This is a genomic window from Streptomyces sp. NPDC050439 (genome assembly GCF_040655335.1).
GTDB lineage: Bacteria > Actinomycetota > Actinomycetes > Streptomycetales > Streptomycetaceae > Streptomyces.
Genome location: NZ_JBFAJT010000002.1, coordinates 39046 through 55237 on the forward strand (window position 1 = coordinate 39046; position 16192 = coordinate 55237).

Consider the following 16192-nt stretch of genomic DNA (forward strand, 5'->3'; position numbering starts at 1 on the left):
TGTGCTCCTCGCTCGGGATTCAGATGATCGAGTCGATGTCGTGGGCTGTGATGGCGTCCATCGCGCGTTCGGCCACGGCGGCGATGGTCATGGACGGGTTGCACGCTCCCGTCGTGCCGGGGATGAGCGCGCCGTCGAGGACGTAGAGCCCGCGTTGGCCCCGTACGCGGCCGTCGATGTCGCACACGGCACCCATCGCCGCGCCGCCCAGCGGGTGCCAGGTGCTGTTGACCAGGGAGTTGGTGTCCGTGAGTACACCGAGCCCCTTGGACATCTCGGTGACCCGCCGGTGGATGTGGCGGTGGCTGTCCGCGTCGCCACCCGATGGCCAGTGCAGCGACACGGAGTCGGTGGAGGCGTCGTACCGGAGGCGGCCGCGGTCCGGGCTCACCCCGAAACCGACCAGCATGGTCGTCCTGGTGTCGAGGCCCAGGGGCGGCAGCGACGCCTGGATGATCGTGTGCGCGGTGTCGGGGTTCTCCCACGCCTTGCTGCCGTAGACCACGGGGCCGCCCTGCTCGCTGCCGAAGTCCTCCCGCAGGTTCGTCCACGCGTAGATGCGGTCGCCGTTGGTGCCCCACCCTTCGCCGAGCCCGTCGGGCAGGTCGGGGATGGTGCCGGTGGCCGCCGCGCGCACGAGGAGCTTGCTGGTGTTGACGCTGCCGGCCGCCATGACCAGACCGCGCGCGGTGAGGATCTTCCGCTCCCGCACCCGCCCCGAGTCGTCGGTGCGGTCGACCCGCACCTCCCAGCGGCCGTCGGCGGCCCGCGCCACCGAGGTGACGTTGTGGTGCGTCGCGACGGTGACCTTGCCGGTCGCCTCGGCTTCCCGCAGGTAGGTCACGTCGACGGAGTGCTTGCCGCCGTTGTTGACGCCGAGAGCGCAGTCGCCGTTCGTGTACGAGGGCTTCATCTCCCCGCGCAGTTCGGCCAGGGCGTAGTCCCAGTCGATCGGCATCGGGATCTTCTCGAGGTCGTACCCGGCCCCGCGCACCCGCTCGGCGAACACCCGAGCCGCCGTGTAGTTGCGGCTGGCGATCAGCGCGTCGGGCGCCGTTGCCACCTGGAGCATCTTCGCGACCCGCGGGTAGTGGATCTCGTTCATGCGGCGGTAGTCGAGCTCTTCGGGCAGCCAGGTGTTGAACACCGCCTCCGACGGCTGCAGGGTCATGCCCTGGTAGACGAGCGATCCGCCGCCGACCCCGGCCGCGCAGACGCTGAGAATGTTCTCGCCCAGGACGGGTTCCAGGAGCCCCGCGTACGGCGCGAAGTTCAGCGGGGTTCCCAGCAGCCTGGCGAGGGGCCTGACCGCGGCCGGCAGGGTGCCGTACCAGAGCATCCGCTTGTCGAGGCCCGACACCCTGGGGAACGTCTCCGCGTTCGGCCCCGTCGGCCAGCGCCGGCCGCGTTCGAGCACGGTCACCGGCACGCCCGCCTGTGCCAGGCGGAGCGCCGCCACACCTCCTCCGAAGCCTGAGCCGATGATGACGACCCGGTGTTCTTCCCGGGTCAGGCGTACTGCGGCCGGCGCGGCTGAGGCGGTTGGTAACGGCAGGGCACTCGCGGCCGCGAGGCCGGCGGCGCCGGTGAGCAGGGCTCGTCTGCTGGGCGGGGGCATGAGCGGCTCCTTGACGGGCGGGGCGTGAGGAGGGAGGAGGGAGGAGGCGCCTTCGTCGATGGCGCGTGCACATCGGCGCATGTTTTGACGCGCACATGACATAGAGACCAACGCGGGTTACCCGCTGGTTACTTACGGGAGAGTAAGGCTGGGTGTCAGTCTGTGACAAGGAGTCTGCGTGAGTCATCTGGTGGCTCGCTATGCTGCCGTGATCCAGGCAGAGGAGAGTCGAGAGTGCGCGAGGCGCCATTCACAGAGCGCTGGCGGACGGCGGAAGCCGACGTCAGACCGTCGCTCGTCCAACGGCGGAAGGCAGCTCTCCGCTTCGAGATAGCCCGTGAGGCCGTCCGCCTGTTCACCTCACAAGGCGTCACCGCCACCACAGGGGAACAGATAGCGCAGGCAGTGGGAATCTCCGCCCGCACGATGTGGCGCCACTTCCCCACCAAGGAGAGCTGCGTACTGCCCCTCCTCTCGGCCGGACTGGACTTCGCGGTCGAGCAACTGCGCCACTGGCCACCGGACATGAGCCTGCTGGACTTCTTCACGGAGTATTGCCGGATCGGCGAGCTGCCCGCCGACACCCCCGTCATCCTCGACCTGATCCGGATGACCTCCACCGACCCGGCCCTGCGCTCCGTCTGGCTCCAGGCCCACGACGAGGCCCTGCCCGTACTCGGCAGGCTCCTTGCCCAGCGGTCCGGCGGCAACGCCGACGACCTGAGCGTGAAGGTCCACGCGGCCACCCTGAACGGCGCGCTGCGCGCGGCGGCGGAGGACTTCGCCCAGCGGTACGCGGACGACCCCGAGGCGTCCGGCGCGGAAATCACCGCATGCCTGCTCGCGGCCCTGCATGCGGCGGCGGAGGGACTGCCTTACTGAGGCTCGACAGCCCCACAGCCCCGTTATCCGACGGGAGGCGAGAGACGACGCCCCCGGGGCCGTGGCGCACAAGTGCTGGTTGTTGCTTCCGCATCCGGCATGCGAGTGTGAGCGGCCGTGATCCACATGGTCACGCGCCCGGAAGGAGTCTGGACCATGCTGGACGGCTGCACCCCGCACCTGCCCGAGACCATCGGCCGCCACTACGACCGGGGTTACTACCGGGGCGCCGCCCTGCCCCAACTCCTCGCCGAGCACGCCCGCATCCACACCACCCGCACCGCCCTCGTCCACGGGGAACGTCGCCTCACCTACCGTGAACTGAACCGCGGCGTCGACCGCATGGCCGCCGGGCTGACACTCCGTGGCGTCCGCGCGGGCGACCGTGTCATCGTCCAGCTCCCGAACGTGCCCGAGTTCGTCATCGCCGTGTACGCCCTCATGCGCGCCGGAGCCTTCCCGGTGCCGGCGCCCACCTCCCTCCGCGCCGACGAGATCGGGCACCTCGCCCAGGTCACCGAAGCCGCCGCGTACGTGGGACCTGGCGTCCACCACGGCTTCGACCACGCCAAGATGGTCTCGATGCTCAGCGACGACCACCCGCGTCTGCGCCGCGCCTTCACCCTCGACGGCCCCGACGGCGCTCAAGGCGGCTTCTCCACCGCCCCCAGCGGATGTCTGTTCTTCCCCCTCAACTCCTTGGACGCCCCGCGGGACCCGGACCGCCCGTACGACCCGAACGACGTCGCGTTCCTCCTGCCGTCGGACGCAGCCGCATCCCAACTGGTCCCGCGCACCCACAACGACTACGCGTATCAGACGCGCGCCGCAGCCGAACTCATCGGCCTCGGCCCCGAGGACGTCTACCTGGCGGCCCTCCCGGCCGCGACCAACTTCGCCTTCGGCTGCCCGGGCATCGCCGGAGCCCTCGCCGTCGGCGCCACCGTCGTACTGGTCGACGAGCCCGCCGGCACGTCGCATGCGGCCGAAGCGGCCTTCCGCGCGATCGAGACGGAAAAGGTCACGGTCACCTCGCTCACCCCCGCTGACGCACGGCTGTGGCTCGACACCCTCCCTCACGTCCCGCGCGGACAGGGCCTCTCCAGCCTGCGCCTCGTCCAGGTCGGCGGCGCGCCGCTCGACGCCGACCTCGCGGCCCGCGTCCGCTCGACCTTCCACTGCCATGTCCAGCAAGTCTTCGAGATGGCCGAGGGACTGCTGTCCCTCACTCGTCTCACCGACACCGACACCGACACCGACGACGCCATCCGTCATACACAGGGCCGCCCCCTCTCGCCGGACGACGAGATCCGCATCATCGCCCCGGACGGCACCGACGTACCGACAGGGACTCCCGGACAGCTTTGGACACGCGGCCCCTGCACCCCGCGCGGCTACTACAAAGCCCCCGAGGAGAACGCCCGCGCCTTCACCTCCGACGGCTTCCTCAAGTCCGGCCACATCGCCCGCCTCACCGAAGACGGACATCTGGTCGTCGAGGACCACGCCTAGAGATGCGGCACTGAGCACCGGGGTACTGAGCCCGGGTGCTGAGCCCTGGGGTCCTGAGTCGCAGGAAAATAGTAGCCATGGATATAGTAGCCATGTACCGTACTTTGCTGTGAGTACATCAACTGAGGGCGCCACAGCGGGATTTCTGGTCTGGCGCCTGTCGATGAAATGGCGGGTGGCCGTCGACCGGGCGGTCGGGCCCCTGGGCCTCACCCATGCGCAGTACGCGTTGATGGCGTCGCTGTACGGCATGTCGCGCTCCGGGCAGCAGCCCAGCCAGCGTCAGCTCGCCGACCACACGGGGCTTGAGGCGCTGTACGTCTCCAAGCTCGCCCGCGCCCTGGAAGCCGCCGGGCTCGTCGCCCGTACCCGCGATCCGAACGACCCACGCGCCATGCGGCTTTCGCTCACCGAGCAAGGACGCGAGGTCACACTCCGCGCGATCAAGGTGGTCCAGGGCCTGCTGGACCAGTGGCTCGAACCGCTCGGAGGGCAAAGCAGCCCGCGTACACGGCAGTTCACCCGCGAGCTGGCGATCCTGCTCGACGCACCTCTTGATCCACACACCGAGAACAACGAGGAGCAGACATGACCACCACCGCGCCCACCACCACAGCCACCACCGCACCCATACCGGCGTCAGCCCCCGCACCCACGGCCAACGGCCGGGTCGTGGCCCTGGCCCACTACGCGTCGCGCGCCCTCCTGGAGCGCGTGCTGACCCGCAATGGCACGACGTTCCCGCAGAACGTGACGCTCCAGGTCCTCGCGACCGCGGGCGAGCCCATGAGCCAGGACGAACTCGTCGGCAACGTCACCGGCTCGCTCAAGGTCGACGACTCGGTCGTGCACGGCGTCATCGAGGAGCTGACGTCCACGGAGCTGCTGGAGAAGGACCCGGCGGACGCGTCCCGGATCCGCCTGACGGGCGCCGGACGGGAACTGCACGCCACCACCAGTGCCGAAGCCGCACAGATCGCCGCCCGCCTGTACACCGGCATCCCGGCCGAGGACCTCGCGGTCGCGGGCCGTGTGCTGACCCTGGTCACCGAGCGCGCGAACGCCGAACTGGCGGAAGCCTGAGGACTTACTGGGCGAGCAACTCACCTACTACCGGGCCGGGGCGGCCGAGTACAACCGCGCCTATGTTCGGGTGGCGGCCGCCACGCCGCTACGGCACGGTGTTCTTCGCCTTGTTCTCGCAGGTCAGAGCGTCCCCGCGGTGAGGCCGTGACCGTACTCCTGGCCGGTCCGGGTCCTGCCGGGTTCGTCGCGCGTCGCCTGCGTGCACCACATGCACGCGTCTCCCGCGTAGACGAGGGAGTCCAACCAGTAGGCGCCGGTGAGGAGTTGACCTTGGGGCTGCGCGAGATGCGTGTCTCGCGTGTCATCGTCCATGTTCCGCTCAACGAGGCCTGAGGGCAGGGGTATTGGGGGCGTGATCGCACTGCTTCCGCAAGCCGTCCATACGCCTGAAGTTCCCTGTGTGCTGTCTTCAGCCGGGGAGGAGTGGGTAGAAGGGGGCCTTCCCGCGCCGACCCGCCGGTTCGAGGGTGATTGTGGCCCTCGCCGGGGTGTCGTGAGGCCGGGCGCGCCGATTCGCGGCCACGCTGGCGGGAAACCGCAGAGTGACCATGAAGAGATGGTCGGCGCAGGCAGAACACGCACGATCCAACGAGCACACGAAGGAGCCAGCAGATGCTGTTCGGCAAAGAGCACGTCGAGCGTTACGTCGAGACCGATGGCGAGGTGGGCCACGACTGGCAGAACACCACGGTGCTGATCCTCACCACCGTCGGCCGCAAGAGCGGTGAGCAGCGCAGCACTCCCCTGATCTACCAGCCCTACGGCGACGACGTGCTCGTGGTGGCCTCCAACGGCGGAGCCGACCAGCCGCCCCTGTGGTTCCGCAACATCGAGGCGAACCCCGAGGTGCAGGTGCAGATCAAGGGCGACCGCTACACCGCCCGTGCGCGTACGGCGACGCCGGACGAGAAGCCGGACATGTGGCGGACGATGGCCGCGACCTGGCCGGCCTACGACGAGTACCAGACCAAGACCGACCGGCAGATCCCGGTGGTGGTCCTGGAACGCGTCTGAGGCGCGGGCCGACAGGGCGGATACGTAGGCGAGTTGCCGGAGACGCGCGGGCGCGGCCCGGTCTTTCCTACGTATCCCCCTGCTGTCCGTCCCCGGCTACCTCAAGTGGGCGAGCAGGCCGTCCAAGGCCTTGTCGAGCGCTGCGGAGTTGGCCGGGTCGAACCAGGTGGTGCGGATGCGTTCATTGTTTCCGCCGGGGGTCTCGTGGTCGGCGGCGAGTTGGTGCAGGGTGCGGCTCTCGTCGCTCAGAGCGCGGCCGACGGCCTGGAAGAGCCCGCGGACGTAGCGGTCGGCGTCGTCGGAGGCGATGCCGTGGCCGACGGCCCACGAGGTGAGCGTGGCGAGGTAGGCGTAGTGGGTGGTCAGCGTCCCCGTCAGCGCGGAGAAGACGTTGAAGGCCTCCTCGTCCGCGACCGGCTGCGCCCCGCCCAGCCGTTCGAAGAGCGCGTCCGCCACCGGGTGGGAGGGGAACGTCACGGTGACGGAGCGGCGTTCGCGTATGGAGGGCAGGGGGATGGCCCGCACCAGCGCGGCGTCGGTGGCGAGTGTCTGGCGCAGGTCGTCGTTGGCGACGCCGGCCATCACGTTGATCACCGTCTTGCCGTCGTCCACGCGCAGGCCCGCGAGTGCTTCGTGCCGGTCCTTCGCGCGTACGGCGACGATCACCACCTCGGAGCGGTCCACCACCTCCTGGTTGTCGGCGCAGACCTGTACGCCTTCGTGGCGCGCGGCCAACTCCGCTGATGTGCGGGCCCCGCGCGGGGAGAGGTACACCTGCGGCGACTTCTCGGCGCCGTCACGCAGACCCGTGTCGCACAGACCCGTCACGATGGCCCGGCCGATCTCGCCGACCCCGATGATGCCGATGCTCTTCACTGCGTCTTTCTCCTGTCCGGTCACGTGGCGAGGGCGGTGCGGAGCACACCCGGGTACTCGGTGAGCCTTGCAGGTGTCCCGGCCGCTTGCAGGCGTTCGGCGTAACGGCGGCCGTGATCGGCCGGCGGGTCGCGCGTGGGCACCACCACGAGCGCCCTCCGGCAGCCGGCCAAGTCAGCCTCTCAGCCCGCTTGTTGTCGGCGCACCATCTCGGAGATCCAGGTGGGCGCGAACGGTGACGTGCAGCCCGGGGAGGTGGGGTAGTTCTTGAGCACCTCGAGGCGCTCGCCGATGTCGACGGCCCGGGCGCGGTGCTCGGGGCGGTCGATCCCGATCTGGGCCAGGCAGTGGTTCATCGCCCACCGCAGACGCTCCGGCGCGTCCCTCATCTCCGCCTCGATGACGTCGAGCAGCACCGCGAGGTCCAGGTCCTCGGGCTTCTTCGCCACGCGTTCGGTGGTCAGCGCCCAGCCCGCACTCGCGACCACGGGATCAGGATCGGCGAGCCAGGTCAGGCGCAGCTCTTGCGCGTGAGGGTTCTTCTTCACCACGTAGTTCACGAGCCAGTCGTGCACCTTGGGTGCGCGCGCCTCGCGCAGCATGGCGTCCAGCTCGTCGCGCTCGAATGCCTTCGGGCGGCAGATCAGGAGCGACAGCAGTCTCGCCGCGGTGTCCTCGGTCCCCCAGAGTTGGCGCGCGAGTTCTTGCTGGGTCTTCAGCCGTTTCGCGAGGGCGCGCAGCTTGCCGAGGTTCACGCCGTGATCGTCACCGCGCTTCTCGTTCGCCTCGCGTACCCGCGAGTCCTCGAGGTCGGCCAGCTCGGCCAGCACCTCGGCCAACGCCGTCCCGGCCACCTCAGCCTCCCGTCGGTCACGTACGAGAAAGCAGCCTAGCCGCCCGCCGTGAGCAGGGCCTCCGCCACGCTCGTCCGCGCATAGAGCACGAGCCGTCCTGTGCGGTGCGCGGTCACCAGGCCCGCGGCCCGCATCGCCGTCAGGTGCTGCGATACGCCGCCGGGGGTGAGGCCGGTGCGCGCGGCGAGGTCGGTCGTGGTGGCGGGGGCCGTGAGGTGGGTGAGGAGAAGAGTCCGGGAGCGGCCAAGGACGGCGGCCAGGGCGGTGGAGGGCGCCACGGCGCGGGGGTGCCACAGCGTGCCGACGCCCCGGGGCGGATACCGCAGGGTCGGCTGCCAGGAGTCGTGGCCCACCGTGGAGAAGATGCGCGGCCAGATGAACGCGGAGGGACAGAGCAGGAGGCCGCGGCCGTCCAGGGTACGTTCGCCGCGGACGAAGCGGTGCTGCAGGTTCAAGGTGCCCGATTCCCAGGCGAGTTGGGGGTCGAGGTCGTCGAAGAGACGCCGGGCGCCGCCCTCGGCCAGGCGTGTGGCGCGGTGCAGGATGTCGCCTTCGAGCAGGGCACGGATGCGCGGCCAGTGCGGGGCGATCGCCACTTCCCAGTAGGCGGCGATGGTGTCCGCGAGCCGGCCGAGGCCGCGCCCGGGATCCGCGCGCAGGGCCTGGACGCCCGGTTGAGCCGCTTCCGACGTGGTGCGCAGGAGTTCCAGGGGGGTCGTGCGCAGCGCCGCGAGTTCCACGTCGAGAGAGGGCTGCGGGGTGGTCGGCGGAGGAACCAGAAAGCCCGGGATGCCATACGTGGGGACCTGGACCAGGGCAGAGAGCGGCGCCAGATCCAACTTGGTGGCCGCGAGGCGGGGGCGGACCTGATCGGCCCAGTCGCGGTGCAGTCCCTGTTCGTCTGCGCCCTTGAGGACCCGCACGCTGGCCACGACCTCCCACAGCGGAGAGACCGCGAAGCGGGTGCGGGCCACGTCCTCGGCCGTGAACTCGATCTGCAGCATTCAGCTCACGCTAAATCATTAAAGGGCTGCGCAGGTCATGGGGCAGCTTGTGCGCCATGCACCGACGACCGGACCGCCCCTCGGGCAGCACGAGCTCCCTGTGGACAGCCGACTTCCGCGCCCTGTTCACCGCGACCGCGATCAGCCAGCTCGGCACGAACATCGGGTACGTCGCCGTCCCGCTGCTCGCTGTCACCGCGCTGGACGCGAGCGCAGGGCAGGTGGGGCTGCTCGCCGCGCTCGGCACCGCGGCCTTCCTGCTCATCGGACTGCCCGCCGGGGCCTGGGTGGACCGGATGCGGCAACGGCGGGTGCTGATCGCCGCGGATGTGGTGCGGGCGGCGCTCTTCGCCTCGATCCCGGTGGCCTGGGGACTTGGCCACCTCACGCTCGGCCAGCTCTATGTGGTCGTGCTGCTCAACGGCTGTGCGACCGTGTTCTTCGACGTCGGCTCGCAGACCGTACTGCCCCAACTGGTGGGCCGGGACGGGCTGGTGGGGGCCAATGCCGCGATGGTCAGCCTCCAGGCCGCGGGCAGCGTCGCGGGCCGGGGAGCGGGCGGCGCACTCGTCCAGCTGCTCACCGCCCCGCTCGCGGTGGCCTGCAGCGCCGTCGGATACCTGGCCTCGGCGATCAGTCTCACGGGCGTGCGCCCGTCACAGCCCGCTCCGCGCGAAAAGGACCGCGCCACCGGTCTGCGCGCCGAGATAGGCCAGGGCCTTCGGCACGTACTGGGCAATCCGGAGCTGCGGGCCCTTGCCCTGACGGCCGCCGTGCTCAACTTCGGCGCGGTGATCGTGAACACCCTGCTCCCGCTGCTCTTCGTACGCGACCTGCATCTGCCCGAGGGCGTGTTGGGTCTCTACTGGGCGGTCGGCGGGGTCGGCATCTTCCTCGGCGCCCGCACCGCGCGCCCCATCGCGGGACGCGTCGGTTATGGCCGCACCCTCGGCCTCGTCGGCCTCTGCCTGGCGCCCGCCGCCCTGCTCGTACCGCTGATCGGCCGCGGTGTCTGGCTGTATGTGGCCGCTGCCGGCTGGCTGATGGTGACCTTCAAGATGGGTGTCGACAACGTGCTCGGCGTGAGCCTGCGCCAGCAGCTGACGCCGAACGCCCTCCTGGGGCGCATGAACGCCACCTTCCGCTTTCTTCTCACCGGCGCCATCGCGGTCGGCTCCGCCGTGGCGGGCGTGCTCGGTGAGTTCGCCGGGCTGCGGGCAGCGCTGTGGGTGGGCGGGGTCCTGATGTCGGTCGCGTTCCTGCCGGTCCTGTTGTCCCCCGTGCGCACCCGGCGGGAACTGCCGCAGACCGCCGTCGCGAACGAGGCCCGCCCCACCCCCGTGCAGCGGCCGGCCTGAGCACCGCCGGCCCCTTCGCCTCTGCTTGACGCGATCTGGCCCGTCTACCTGCCGCCGACGAGGGCAGGCATGGCAGCGAGGGCAGCCTCTCAAGTGCCGCACCGACCGGGAGTCGCGCGGGCTCCTGTGCACTTGGTCGAGGGAGCGGGCCTCGCCTCTCGAGGAGGGAGCACTCCAGGCGAGGCCCGCGCAGACGCACCGTATGATCCGGAGGTCTGCCCACCCCAGCACGGCACCGACTCCGCCCGGGGTGTTCCTGCAAGCAGCGTTCCACTTCTGCCGTGCGTGCGGCGCAGCATTTCGGGGCATATTCATGCGCGACGGAGGAGTAGCCACCGACCGACCGGTCCATGTACCTGAGGAGACCACGCAGCATGGCTCCCGCTTCACCTCAACCCCTGCATGTGGATGCGGTCCTGGGCCTGGAGCCCGTGCTGATCCGGGTGTGCGGGGACCTGGACATGGACAGCGTGCCGTCGCTGACGACGGTGCTGGAGCCCTTGCTGGGCAAGCGGGTCGAGCTGGATCTCGCCAACGTCACCTTCATCGACTCCTCCGGGGTGAACGCGCTCCTGTCACATCACGAACGGAGCAGGGCGGCGGGCGGCCGCCTCGTCGTGCTCCACCCCTCCAAGGCCGTACGGCAGATCCTTCAGCTCCTCGGCGTGGACCGACTGCTGGCGGAGCAGCCCAGGACCGAGGGCAGGCGCAACCCGGGGGAAGGTCTGTCGTAGTCCCCCTCCGCGAGCCGCCGGCCGACGGTGCCGTTCAGGACAGCACCTTGCCGGGGTTCAACACCCCGTACGGGTCGAGGGCCTCTTTCACGGCCCGCTGCATGGCCATCACCTCCGGCGTCACCTCCGCGGCGAGCCCCGGGCGCTTGAGGAGGCCCACTCCGTGCTCGCCGGTGACCGTACCGCCCAGGGCGATCGCGTCGGCGATGATCTCCTCGAAGGCGGCCTGGGCGCGCGTGCGTGCGCCGTCGTCGCCGGGCTCCGTGATCAACAGGGGGTGCAGATTTCCGTCACCCACATGCGCGATGTTGGCGATGAGGATGTCGTGCCGGGCGGCGGTCTTCTCGATGCGGCCGAGCATCTCCGGGATGCGCTCCTTGGGCACGCAGACGTCCTCGGTGAGCACCGGGCCCAGGCGTTCCAGCGCGGGATAGGCGAGCCTGCGGGCCGCGAACAGAGCGTCGGCCTCGTGCTCGTCGGTGGACCGCTCGGCCCAGGAGGCGCCCGCATCGCGGAAGCAGTCGACCATGCGCTCGGCCTGGGCGGCGCCGGTATCGCCCGGCTCGTCGATCCGGCCGAGGAGCACCACGTCCGCGTCGAGCGAGAGGCCCATGTTCTTCCACGCGTCCACGGCACGCAGGCAGTGCCGGTCGATCAGTTCGAGCGCCGAGGGGGTCAGCCCCGCCTCGGCGACCGCGCGTACGGCGGCTCCCGCGTCCACGACGGAACCGAAATGCCCGGCGACCGTGACCGCGGACGGCGGCAGGGGCCGCAGGCGGACGGTCACCTCCGTGATGATGCCCAGCGTCCCCTCCGACCCGACGACGAGCCCCGTGAGGTCGTAGCCCGCCACGCCTTTCGCGGTACGCCGGCCGAGCCGCACGACCTCGCCGCGTCCGTTGACCATCTCCAGGGCCAGGACGTAGTCACCGGTGACGCCGTACTTGACGCAGCAGACGCCGCCGGCGTTGGTGGCCACATTGCCGCCGATGGTCGACCACGGAGAACTGGCCGGATCGGGCGGGTACCAGAGACCGTGCTCGGCCACCGCGTCCCGCAAGTGGTCGTTGATCACCCCGGGTTGGACGACGGCGAGCCGCTCCAAGGGGCTCACCTCGACGATCCGGTCCATGGCGTCGAGCGCCACGACCACGTGCCCCTCGCCCGAGTTGGCTCCCCCGGAAAGGCCGGTGCCCGCCCCGCGGGCCACGACCGGGGTGCGGTGACGGATACAGGCGCGGACCGTGTCGGCGACTTCTTGGGTGGAGGTCGCGCGGACGACGGCCGCGGGGCGACCGCTGGGCGCCCATGCCGCTTGGTCACGGCGGAACGCCTCGACGCTGTCCGGATCGGTGAGCACCCGGTCGGCGGGAAGGTGCTCGAGGATCGCTCGAACGACCGTGGTGTTCATCGTGTGTCCTCTCGGTGGGTTCGCCCCGAGGCGGGCCTTCCGGTGGCGTGCATGCCTGTATCCGTCCCCTCGGCGCAGAACCGCCGGGCCGGCGCGGGCGGTGCTGCTGATGTCGATCGAAACACGGCGGCACGGCGATCCGTACGGAGATGATCTCCATGCTCCGGCCCCTGCCACGGAGAGACCCTCCACAGTGGGCTCGCGGGGCTCCCTGCATCATGAGGGGGTGCACATGGGTGAGAACCGCTGGCTGCGGCTGCTGTCCGAGGCTCCGTCGCCCGACGAGATCGACGCGCTGCGCCGCGCGCTGCTCGCCGAGGGCCGGCCCGCCGCGGAAGTCGAGGACTCCGCCGCGCACGCCCGCGAGATCCTGCGGCGCATGAACCGCCAGCAGCGCGAGTCGGCCGAGCTCGCGGCGCTCAACGACCTGGCCCGGCGCCTGGGGGCACTGACCGCGTCCAGCGGAGTACTGCGGGAAGTGGCGGCGCACGCGCGGCGCCTGCTCTCCGTGGACCTCGCCTACATCATGGTGCTCCACGACGACCGGCGGCTGCGGATCGAGACCGTCGACGGCTCGATGGGCTCGACCCTGCGGGGCATCGAACTCGATCCGGGCACGGGCCTCGGGGGACTCGTCCTGCGCAGCGGTGCTCCGCAGTCGACCGTCCGCTACCGCGAGGACCCGGCCATCAACCGCTCCCCCGCCGTCGACAGTGCCGCGGCCGCCGAGCAGCTCGGCGGGATCCTGGGCGTGCCGATGATCGTCGACGACGAGCCGGTCGGGGTGCTGCTCGCCGCCGACCGCAGCCCGCGCCGGTTCACCGGCCGCGAGGTGGAGCTGCTCGCCGCGCTGGCGGCCCACGCGGCGGTGGCCCTGCGCAACGCCGCGCTCATCGCGGACCTGCGCGAGGCCAACCTGACGCTGCGCGCCAGCGATTCTCTGCGCCGGGCCGAGGCCGAGCTGCGCGAACGGCTCACCGACGTCGTGGTCGGCGGGGGCGGCTATCGCGAGGTCGCGCAGGCCATCACCGGCGCCACCGGTCTTACGGTGTCGGTCCTCGACTCGCACGGCGAACTGGTCGCCGGGCCGCGGTGCGAGCGCCCGCGGCCCTGGACGGGCGACGAGCCGCAGTCCGCACGCCGGTTCGAGCACGACGGCCGCCACGGCGTGGCCCTGCCCGTGGTCGTCCGCGGCGGGCACACGGGGTCACTCGTGGCGACCGGGGAGCGCGCGTTCCACGACGAGGACGTACGGCTGCTTTCGATCGGCGCGGTCACCGTCGCGCTGGTGGCCGCGCTGGAACGCTCGGTCCTGGAGACGCAGTTGCGCACCCGCGGCGAGGTGCTGACCTCGCTGCTCTCCGCCGAGGCCGACGAGGCCGGTGTACGGCGCCGGGCGCTGGGCGCGGGCATGGACGTGGACTCCGTGGCGGCCGTGGCCGTCGTGGACGTCCGCGACACCGACCACACGGCCGACCAGATCGCGCGGCTCGCCCAGGAGACAACGGGCTGGAGCGCCCAGCTCGGCGACCAGATCACGTTCCTGGTGCCGGGTCTCGACCTGGCCGCGCTCAGGGCACTGGTGGAACAGCGCGCTCTCGCCGGGCCCGTCGGCCTCGCCGCGTGCGGGCAGGGCGTCGGGGAGATCCGCCGGGCGCACCGGGAGGCCAGGCAGACGGCGACGATGCTGCGGGCCCTCGGCAGGCAGGGCGTGGTGGCCGAGCCGGCCGAACTGGGCGCCTATCGTTCCCTGTTCGCCCAAGCCGGGGCCGACGAGGCGCAGGTCTTCGTCCGGACGACCGTGGGCCCGCTGCTCGATCACGACCGGGCTCGGGGGCGGGGCGGCGACCTGGCGGCCACGGTCGGGGCGTACCTGGCCAACGCGCAGCGCAGCGCCGGCCTCCCTGTCACCCCGCAGCGCGCCGCCGCCGTCACGCTGGCCCTGCACGCCTCCCTCCCCCATCTGGTGGCCGAGGGCCCCGCCACGCAGGCGGCGGCCGGGCTCGACGACCTCGACAGCTTCGTCACCAACCTCCTGGACACGGTGTACGGAGCAGCGTGAAACACCTGGCCGGGCTGCTTCAGGGCACGAATACGCAGAGCGAGACGATGACTCCCTCGTTTCCGCCGCCAGTGAAACGGAAGGACGCGATATCCCCCCTGGGGAAATTCGCGAAGTAATAGGAGTTGGGTTTGTTGGCGGAATACGTGTGCACTGTGGTGCCGTTCGGGTCGATGGCTTCGATGGTGAACGCGGTGTTGAACTGACCCACGTGCATACGTGCCCACGGGACGATGGTGGGCAGGGTGACCTCGAGCCCGACGTCACCGAACTGCAGGCCGTTCAGCCCGGCAGTGCGGTTGACGAAGGAGGTGAACTTGCTGCTCGGGGCATCCTGGAAATCCATTCCCGACAGGGTGAAGATCGGCCCCAGTTGCAGGTCGTCGGGAAAGATCGTGAAGTCCGAGCACAAAACGAATGGCATGGCACTCTCCTCACGCCTCCGATGGTGCGGGCACGCTATCGGAACGGGCATCGGCCAGCAATCCTTGTTTCCAGGAACAACCCACTCCAATTCCCGGCAGGAATAGGGCGCAACATGGCCTGTCGACGACCTCTCCGGTGCCGGTGGCGGACCCTTTCTCGCCGAATGGCAGGCTGGGCACCGCACCCGTACAGGAAGGTCGGCCCGAACCTCCATGAACAGCAGCACCGCCAGCACCGCCAGCGCCGCCGGCGCCTTCGAGCGTGCCGCAGGCCACCGGCGGCGCTTCGACGCGGCCTTCGAGAAGTACTTCGCCGAGCTCTCGGGTGACCTCAACGGCGCACATCTCGGCCGCTTCCCGTCCCGCTGCCTGGAACTCCTGGCGCAGTTGTCACTGCGCGGCGGCAAGCGGATCCGGACCACCCTGCTCTACGAGGCTGCCGCCCTCGCCACCCGGGAGGAGATACCGGGGCTCACGGAAGCCGCGCTGAGTCTCGAACTGCTCCACAGCCACGCGCTCATCCTCGACGACATCATGGACGACTCGCCGCTGCGCCGTGGCGGCCCCTCGACGTACTACGCGTGCCGCGCAGACCTCCCCGACCACCCGCAGGCCGCGCTGGGTCTGGCCATGATGACGGGGGACCTCGCCGGCTTCCTGGCGCTGCGCGTCCTGTTCGATGCCGACCTGCCCGCCGACCGCAAGCAGGCCATGCTCGACGTCCAGCTCGGGGTGACGACCGACACCGTCATCGGCCAGGTCCTCGACCTCGAACGCGACGTGCACCCCTCAGCCGCCGAAGGCGATGAGGGCGAGGAGGGCGAGGAGGGCGAGCAGGCGCTGCTGGAGACGGTGTGCGAGTACAAGACCTCTCGCTACACCATCCTGGCTCCCATGCGCCTTGGCCTCCTCGCCGCCGGCCAGGACCTGGCCGAACATGAGGAGAGCCTGCACCGCTATGCCCGACTGGCCGGTCTCAGCGGCCAGATGCGCGACGACTACCTCGATCTCTTCGGCGACCCCGGCCTCACCGGCAAGCCCAGCGGCGCCGACCTGCGGGCAGGCCGCCACACCTACCTGACCCGCGAACTCCTCGCCGCCACCGACGGCGACGATCACGAGACGGTCAGAGCCGCCCTCGCCGACCCCGGCTGCACCCCGGAGGTCATCGACCGCGTCCGGAGCATCGCCCACCGGCACGACATCCCCGCCCGCGTCCAGGCAGACATCGACCGGCACGCCCACGCCGCTGCCGCCGAAGCCGCCTCCTGGCACCGGCACTGGAACGGCGAGGCCGTCGCCCTCTTCGAGCAACTGCCGCTGTGGAACACCCGCAGGACCCGCTGAGCGGCACAC

16 protein-coding genes and 1 pseudogene are annotated in these 16192 nt (G+C 70.7%); 9 read left to right on the plus strand and 8 right to left on the minus strand.

Features of this window, described 5'->3' with window-relative positions; genetic code table 11:
• Positions 1-19 precede the first annotated feature (19 nt).
• Entirely contained in the window at positions 20-1618 is a 1599-nt protein-coding gene (locus AB0I66_RS07195) for a GMC oxidoreductase (RefSeq protein ID WP_363206761.1), read from the minus strand.
• Between the two features lie 234 nt (positions 1619-1852).
• On the opposite strand from AB0I66_RS07195, the gene AB0I66_RS07200 reads away from it, so the two are divergent.
• The 4 genes from AB0I66_RS07200 (at position 1853) to AB0I66_RS07215 (ending at position 5095) form a co-directional block, all read left to right on the plus strand.
• Complete coding sequence (locus tag AB0I66_RS07200; RefSeq protein ID WP_363206762.1) at positions 1853-2500, plus strand: helix-turn-helix domain-containing protein; 648 nt, start codon at positions 1853-1855, stop codon at positions 2498-2500.
• A 156-nt stretch (positions 2501-2656) separates the two neighbouring features.
• The gene (locus AB0I66_RS07205) at positions 2657-4012 is read left to right on the plus strand and encodes an AMP-binding protein (RefSeq protein WP_363206763.1); all 1356 of its coding nucleotides are present in this window, start codon (positions 2657-2659) and stop codon (positions 4010-4012) included.
• Positions 4013-4121: 109 nt separating this feature from the next.
• Positions 4122-4604 carry a MarR family transcriptional regulator gene (locus tag AB0I66_RS07210; RefSeq protein ID WP_363206764.1) on the plus strand — a complete coding sequence of 161 codons (483 nt, stop codon included), beginning with the start codon at positions 4122-4124 and terminating at the stop codon, positions 4602-4604.
• A complete protein-coding gene (locus tag AB0I66_RS07215) occupies positions 4601-5095 on the plus strand; it encodes a MarR family winged helix-turn-helix transcriptional regulator (RefSeq protein WP_363206765.1) in 495 nt (164 codons plus the stop codon). Before AB0I66_RS07210 ends, AB0I66_RS07215 begins: the two co-directional genes overlap by 4 nt.
• 123 nt (positions 5096-5218) lie before the next feature.
• Here AB0I66_RS07215 and AB0I66_RS07220 read toward each other — a convergent pair whose 3' ends face one another.
• Positions 5219-5410: a hypothetical protein gene (locus AB0I66_RS07220; RefSeq protein WP_363206766.1), complete on the minus strand. Its 192-nt coding sequence runs from the start codon at positions 5408-5410 to the stop codon at positions 5219-5221.
• 300 nt (positions 5411-5710) lie between these two features.
• Here AB0I66_RS07220 and AB0I66_RS07225 point away from each other — a divergent pair, with 300 nt between their 5' ends.
• On the plus strand, positions 5711-6112 hold the full coding sequence (locus tag AB0I66_RS07225) for a nitroreductase family deazaflavin-dependent oxidoreductase (protein WP_363206767.1): 402 nt from the start codon (positions 5711-5713) through the stop codon (positions 6110-6112).
• A gap of 96 nt (positions 6113-6208) precedes the next feature.
• Here the strand turns inward: AB0I66_RS07225 and AB0I66_RS07230 are convergent, their stop codons facing one another.
• The 4 genes and pseudogenes from AB0I66_RS07230 to AB0I66_RS07245 form a co-directional block, all read right to left on the minus strand.
• A complete protein-coding gene (locus AB0I66_RS07230) occupies positions 6209-6988 on the minus strand; it encodes an NAD(P)-binding domain-containing protein (RefSeq protein ID WP_363206768.1) in 780 nt (259 codons plus the stop codon).
• A 47-nt stretch (positions 6989-7035) separates the two neighbouring features.
• A pseudogene (locus tag AB0I66_RS07235) lies at positions 7036-7143 on the minus strand (alpha/beta hydrolase fold domain-containing protein); the annotation flags it as partial.
• A gap of 27 nt (positions 7144-7170) precedes the next feature.
• Positions 7171-7842 (minus strand): DNA alkylation repair protein, encoded by a 672-nt coding sequence (locus AB0I66_RS07240; protein ID WP_363206769.1) that lies wholly within the window; start codon positions 7840-7842, stop codon positions 7171-7173.
• 35 nt (positions 7843-7877) lie between these two features.
• Positions 7878-8846: a DUF5937 family protein gene (locus AB0I66_RS07245; protein WP_363206770.1), complete on the minus strand. Its 969-nt coding sequence runs from the start codon at positions 8844-8846 to the stop codon at positions 7878-7880.
• 56 nt (positions 8847-8902) lie between these two features.
• Between AB0I66_RS07245 and AB0I66_RS07250 the strand changes: the two genes are divergently transcribed.
• Positions 8903-10204, plus strand: coding sequence for an MFS transporter (locus tag AB0I66_RS07250; RefSeq protein WP_363206771.1), 1302 nt, complete (start codon positions 8903-8905; stop codon positions 10202-10204).
• A 374-nt stretch (positions 10205-10578) separates the two neighbouring features.
• Positions 10579-10938: an STAS domain-containing protein gene (locus AB0I66_RS07255; RefSeq protein WP_363206772.1), complete on the plus strand. Its 360-nt coding sequence runs from the start codon at positions 10579-10581 to the stop codon at positions 10936-10938.
• A 34-nt stretch (positions 10939-10972) separates the two neighbouring features.
• On the opposite strand, the gene AB0I66_RS07260 is transcribed toward AB0I66_RS07255, so the two are convergent.
• The gene (locus AB0I66_RS07260) at positions 10973-12349 is read right to left on the minus strand and encodes an FAD-linked oxidase C-terminal domain-containing protein (RefSeq protein ID WP_363206773.1); all 1377 of its coding nucleotides are present in this window, start codon (positions 12347-12349) and stop codon (positions 10973-10975) included.
• Between the two features lie 232 nt (positions 12350-12581).
• On the opposite strand from AB0I66_RS07260, the gene AB0I66_RS07265 reads away from it, so the two are divergent.
• On the plus strand, positions 12582-14411 hold the full coding sequence (locus AB0I66_RS07265) for a GAF domain-containing protein (RefSeq protein ID WP_363206774.1): 1830 nt from the start codon (positions 12582-12584) through the stop codon (positions 14409-14411).
• 19 nt (positions 14412-14430) lie between these two features.
• Here AB0I66_RS07265 and AB0I66_RS07270 read toward each other — a convergent pair whose 3' ends face one another.
• On the minus strand, positions 14431-14835 hold the full coding sequence (locus AB0I66_RS07270; RefSeq protein WP_363206775.1) for a hypothetical protein: 405 nt from the start codon (positions 14833-14835) through the stop codon (positions 14431-14433).
• Between the two features lie 214 nt (positions 14836-15049).
• On the opposite strand from AB0I66_RS07270, the gene AB0I66_RS07275 reads away from it, so the two are divergent.
• Positions 15050-16183 carry a polyprenyl synthetase family protein gene (locus AB0I66_RS07275; protein ID WP_363206776.1) on the plus strand — a complete coding sequence of 378 codons (1134 nt, stop codon included), beginning with the start codon at positions 15050-15052 and terminating at the stop codon, positions 16181-16183.
• Positions 16184-16192 lie beyond the last annotated feature (9 nt).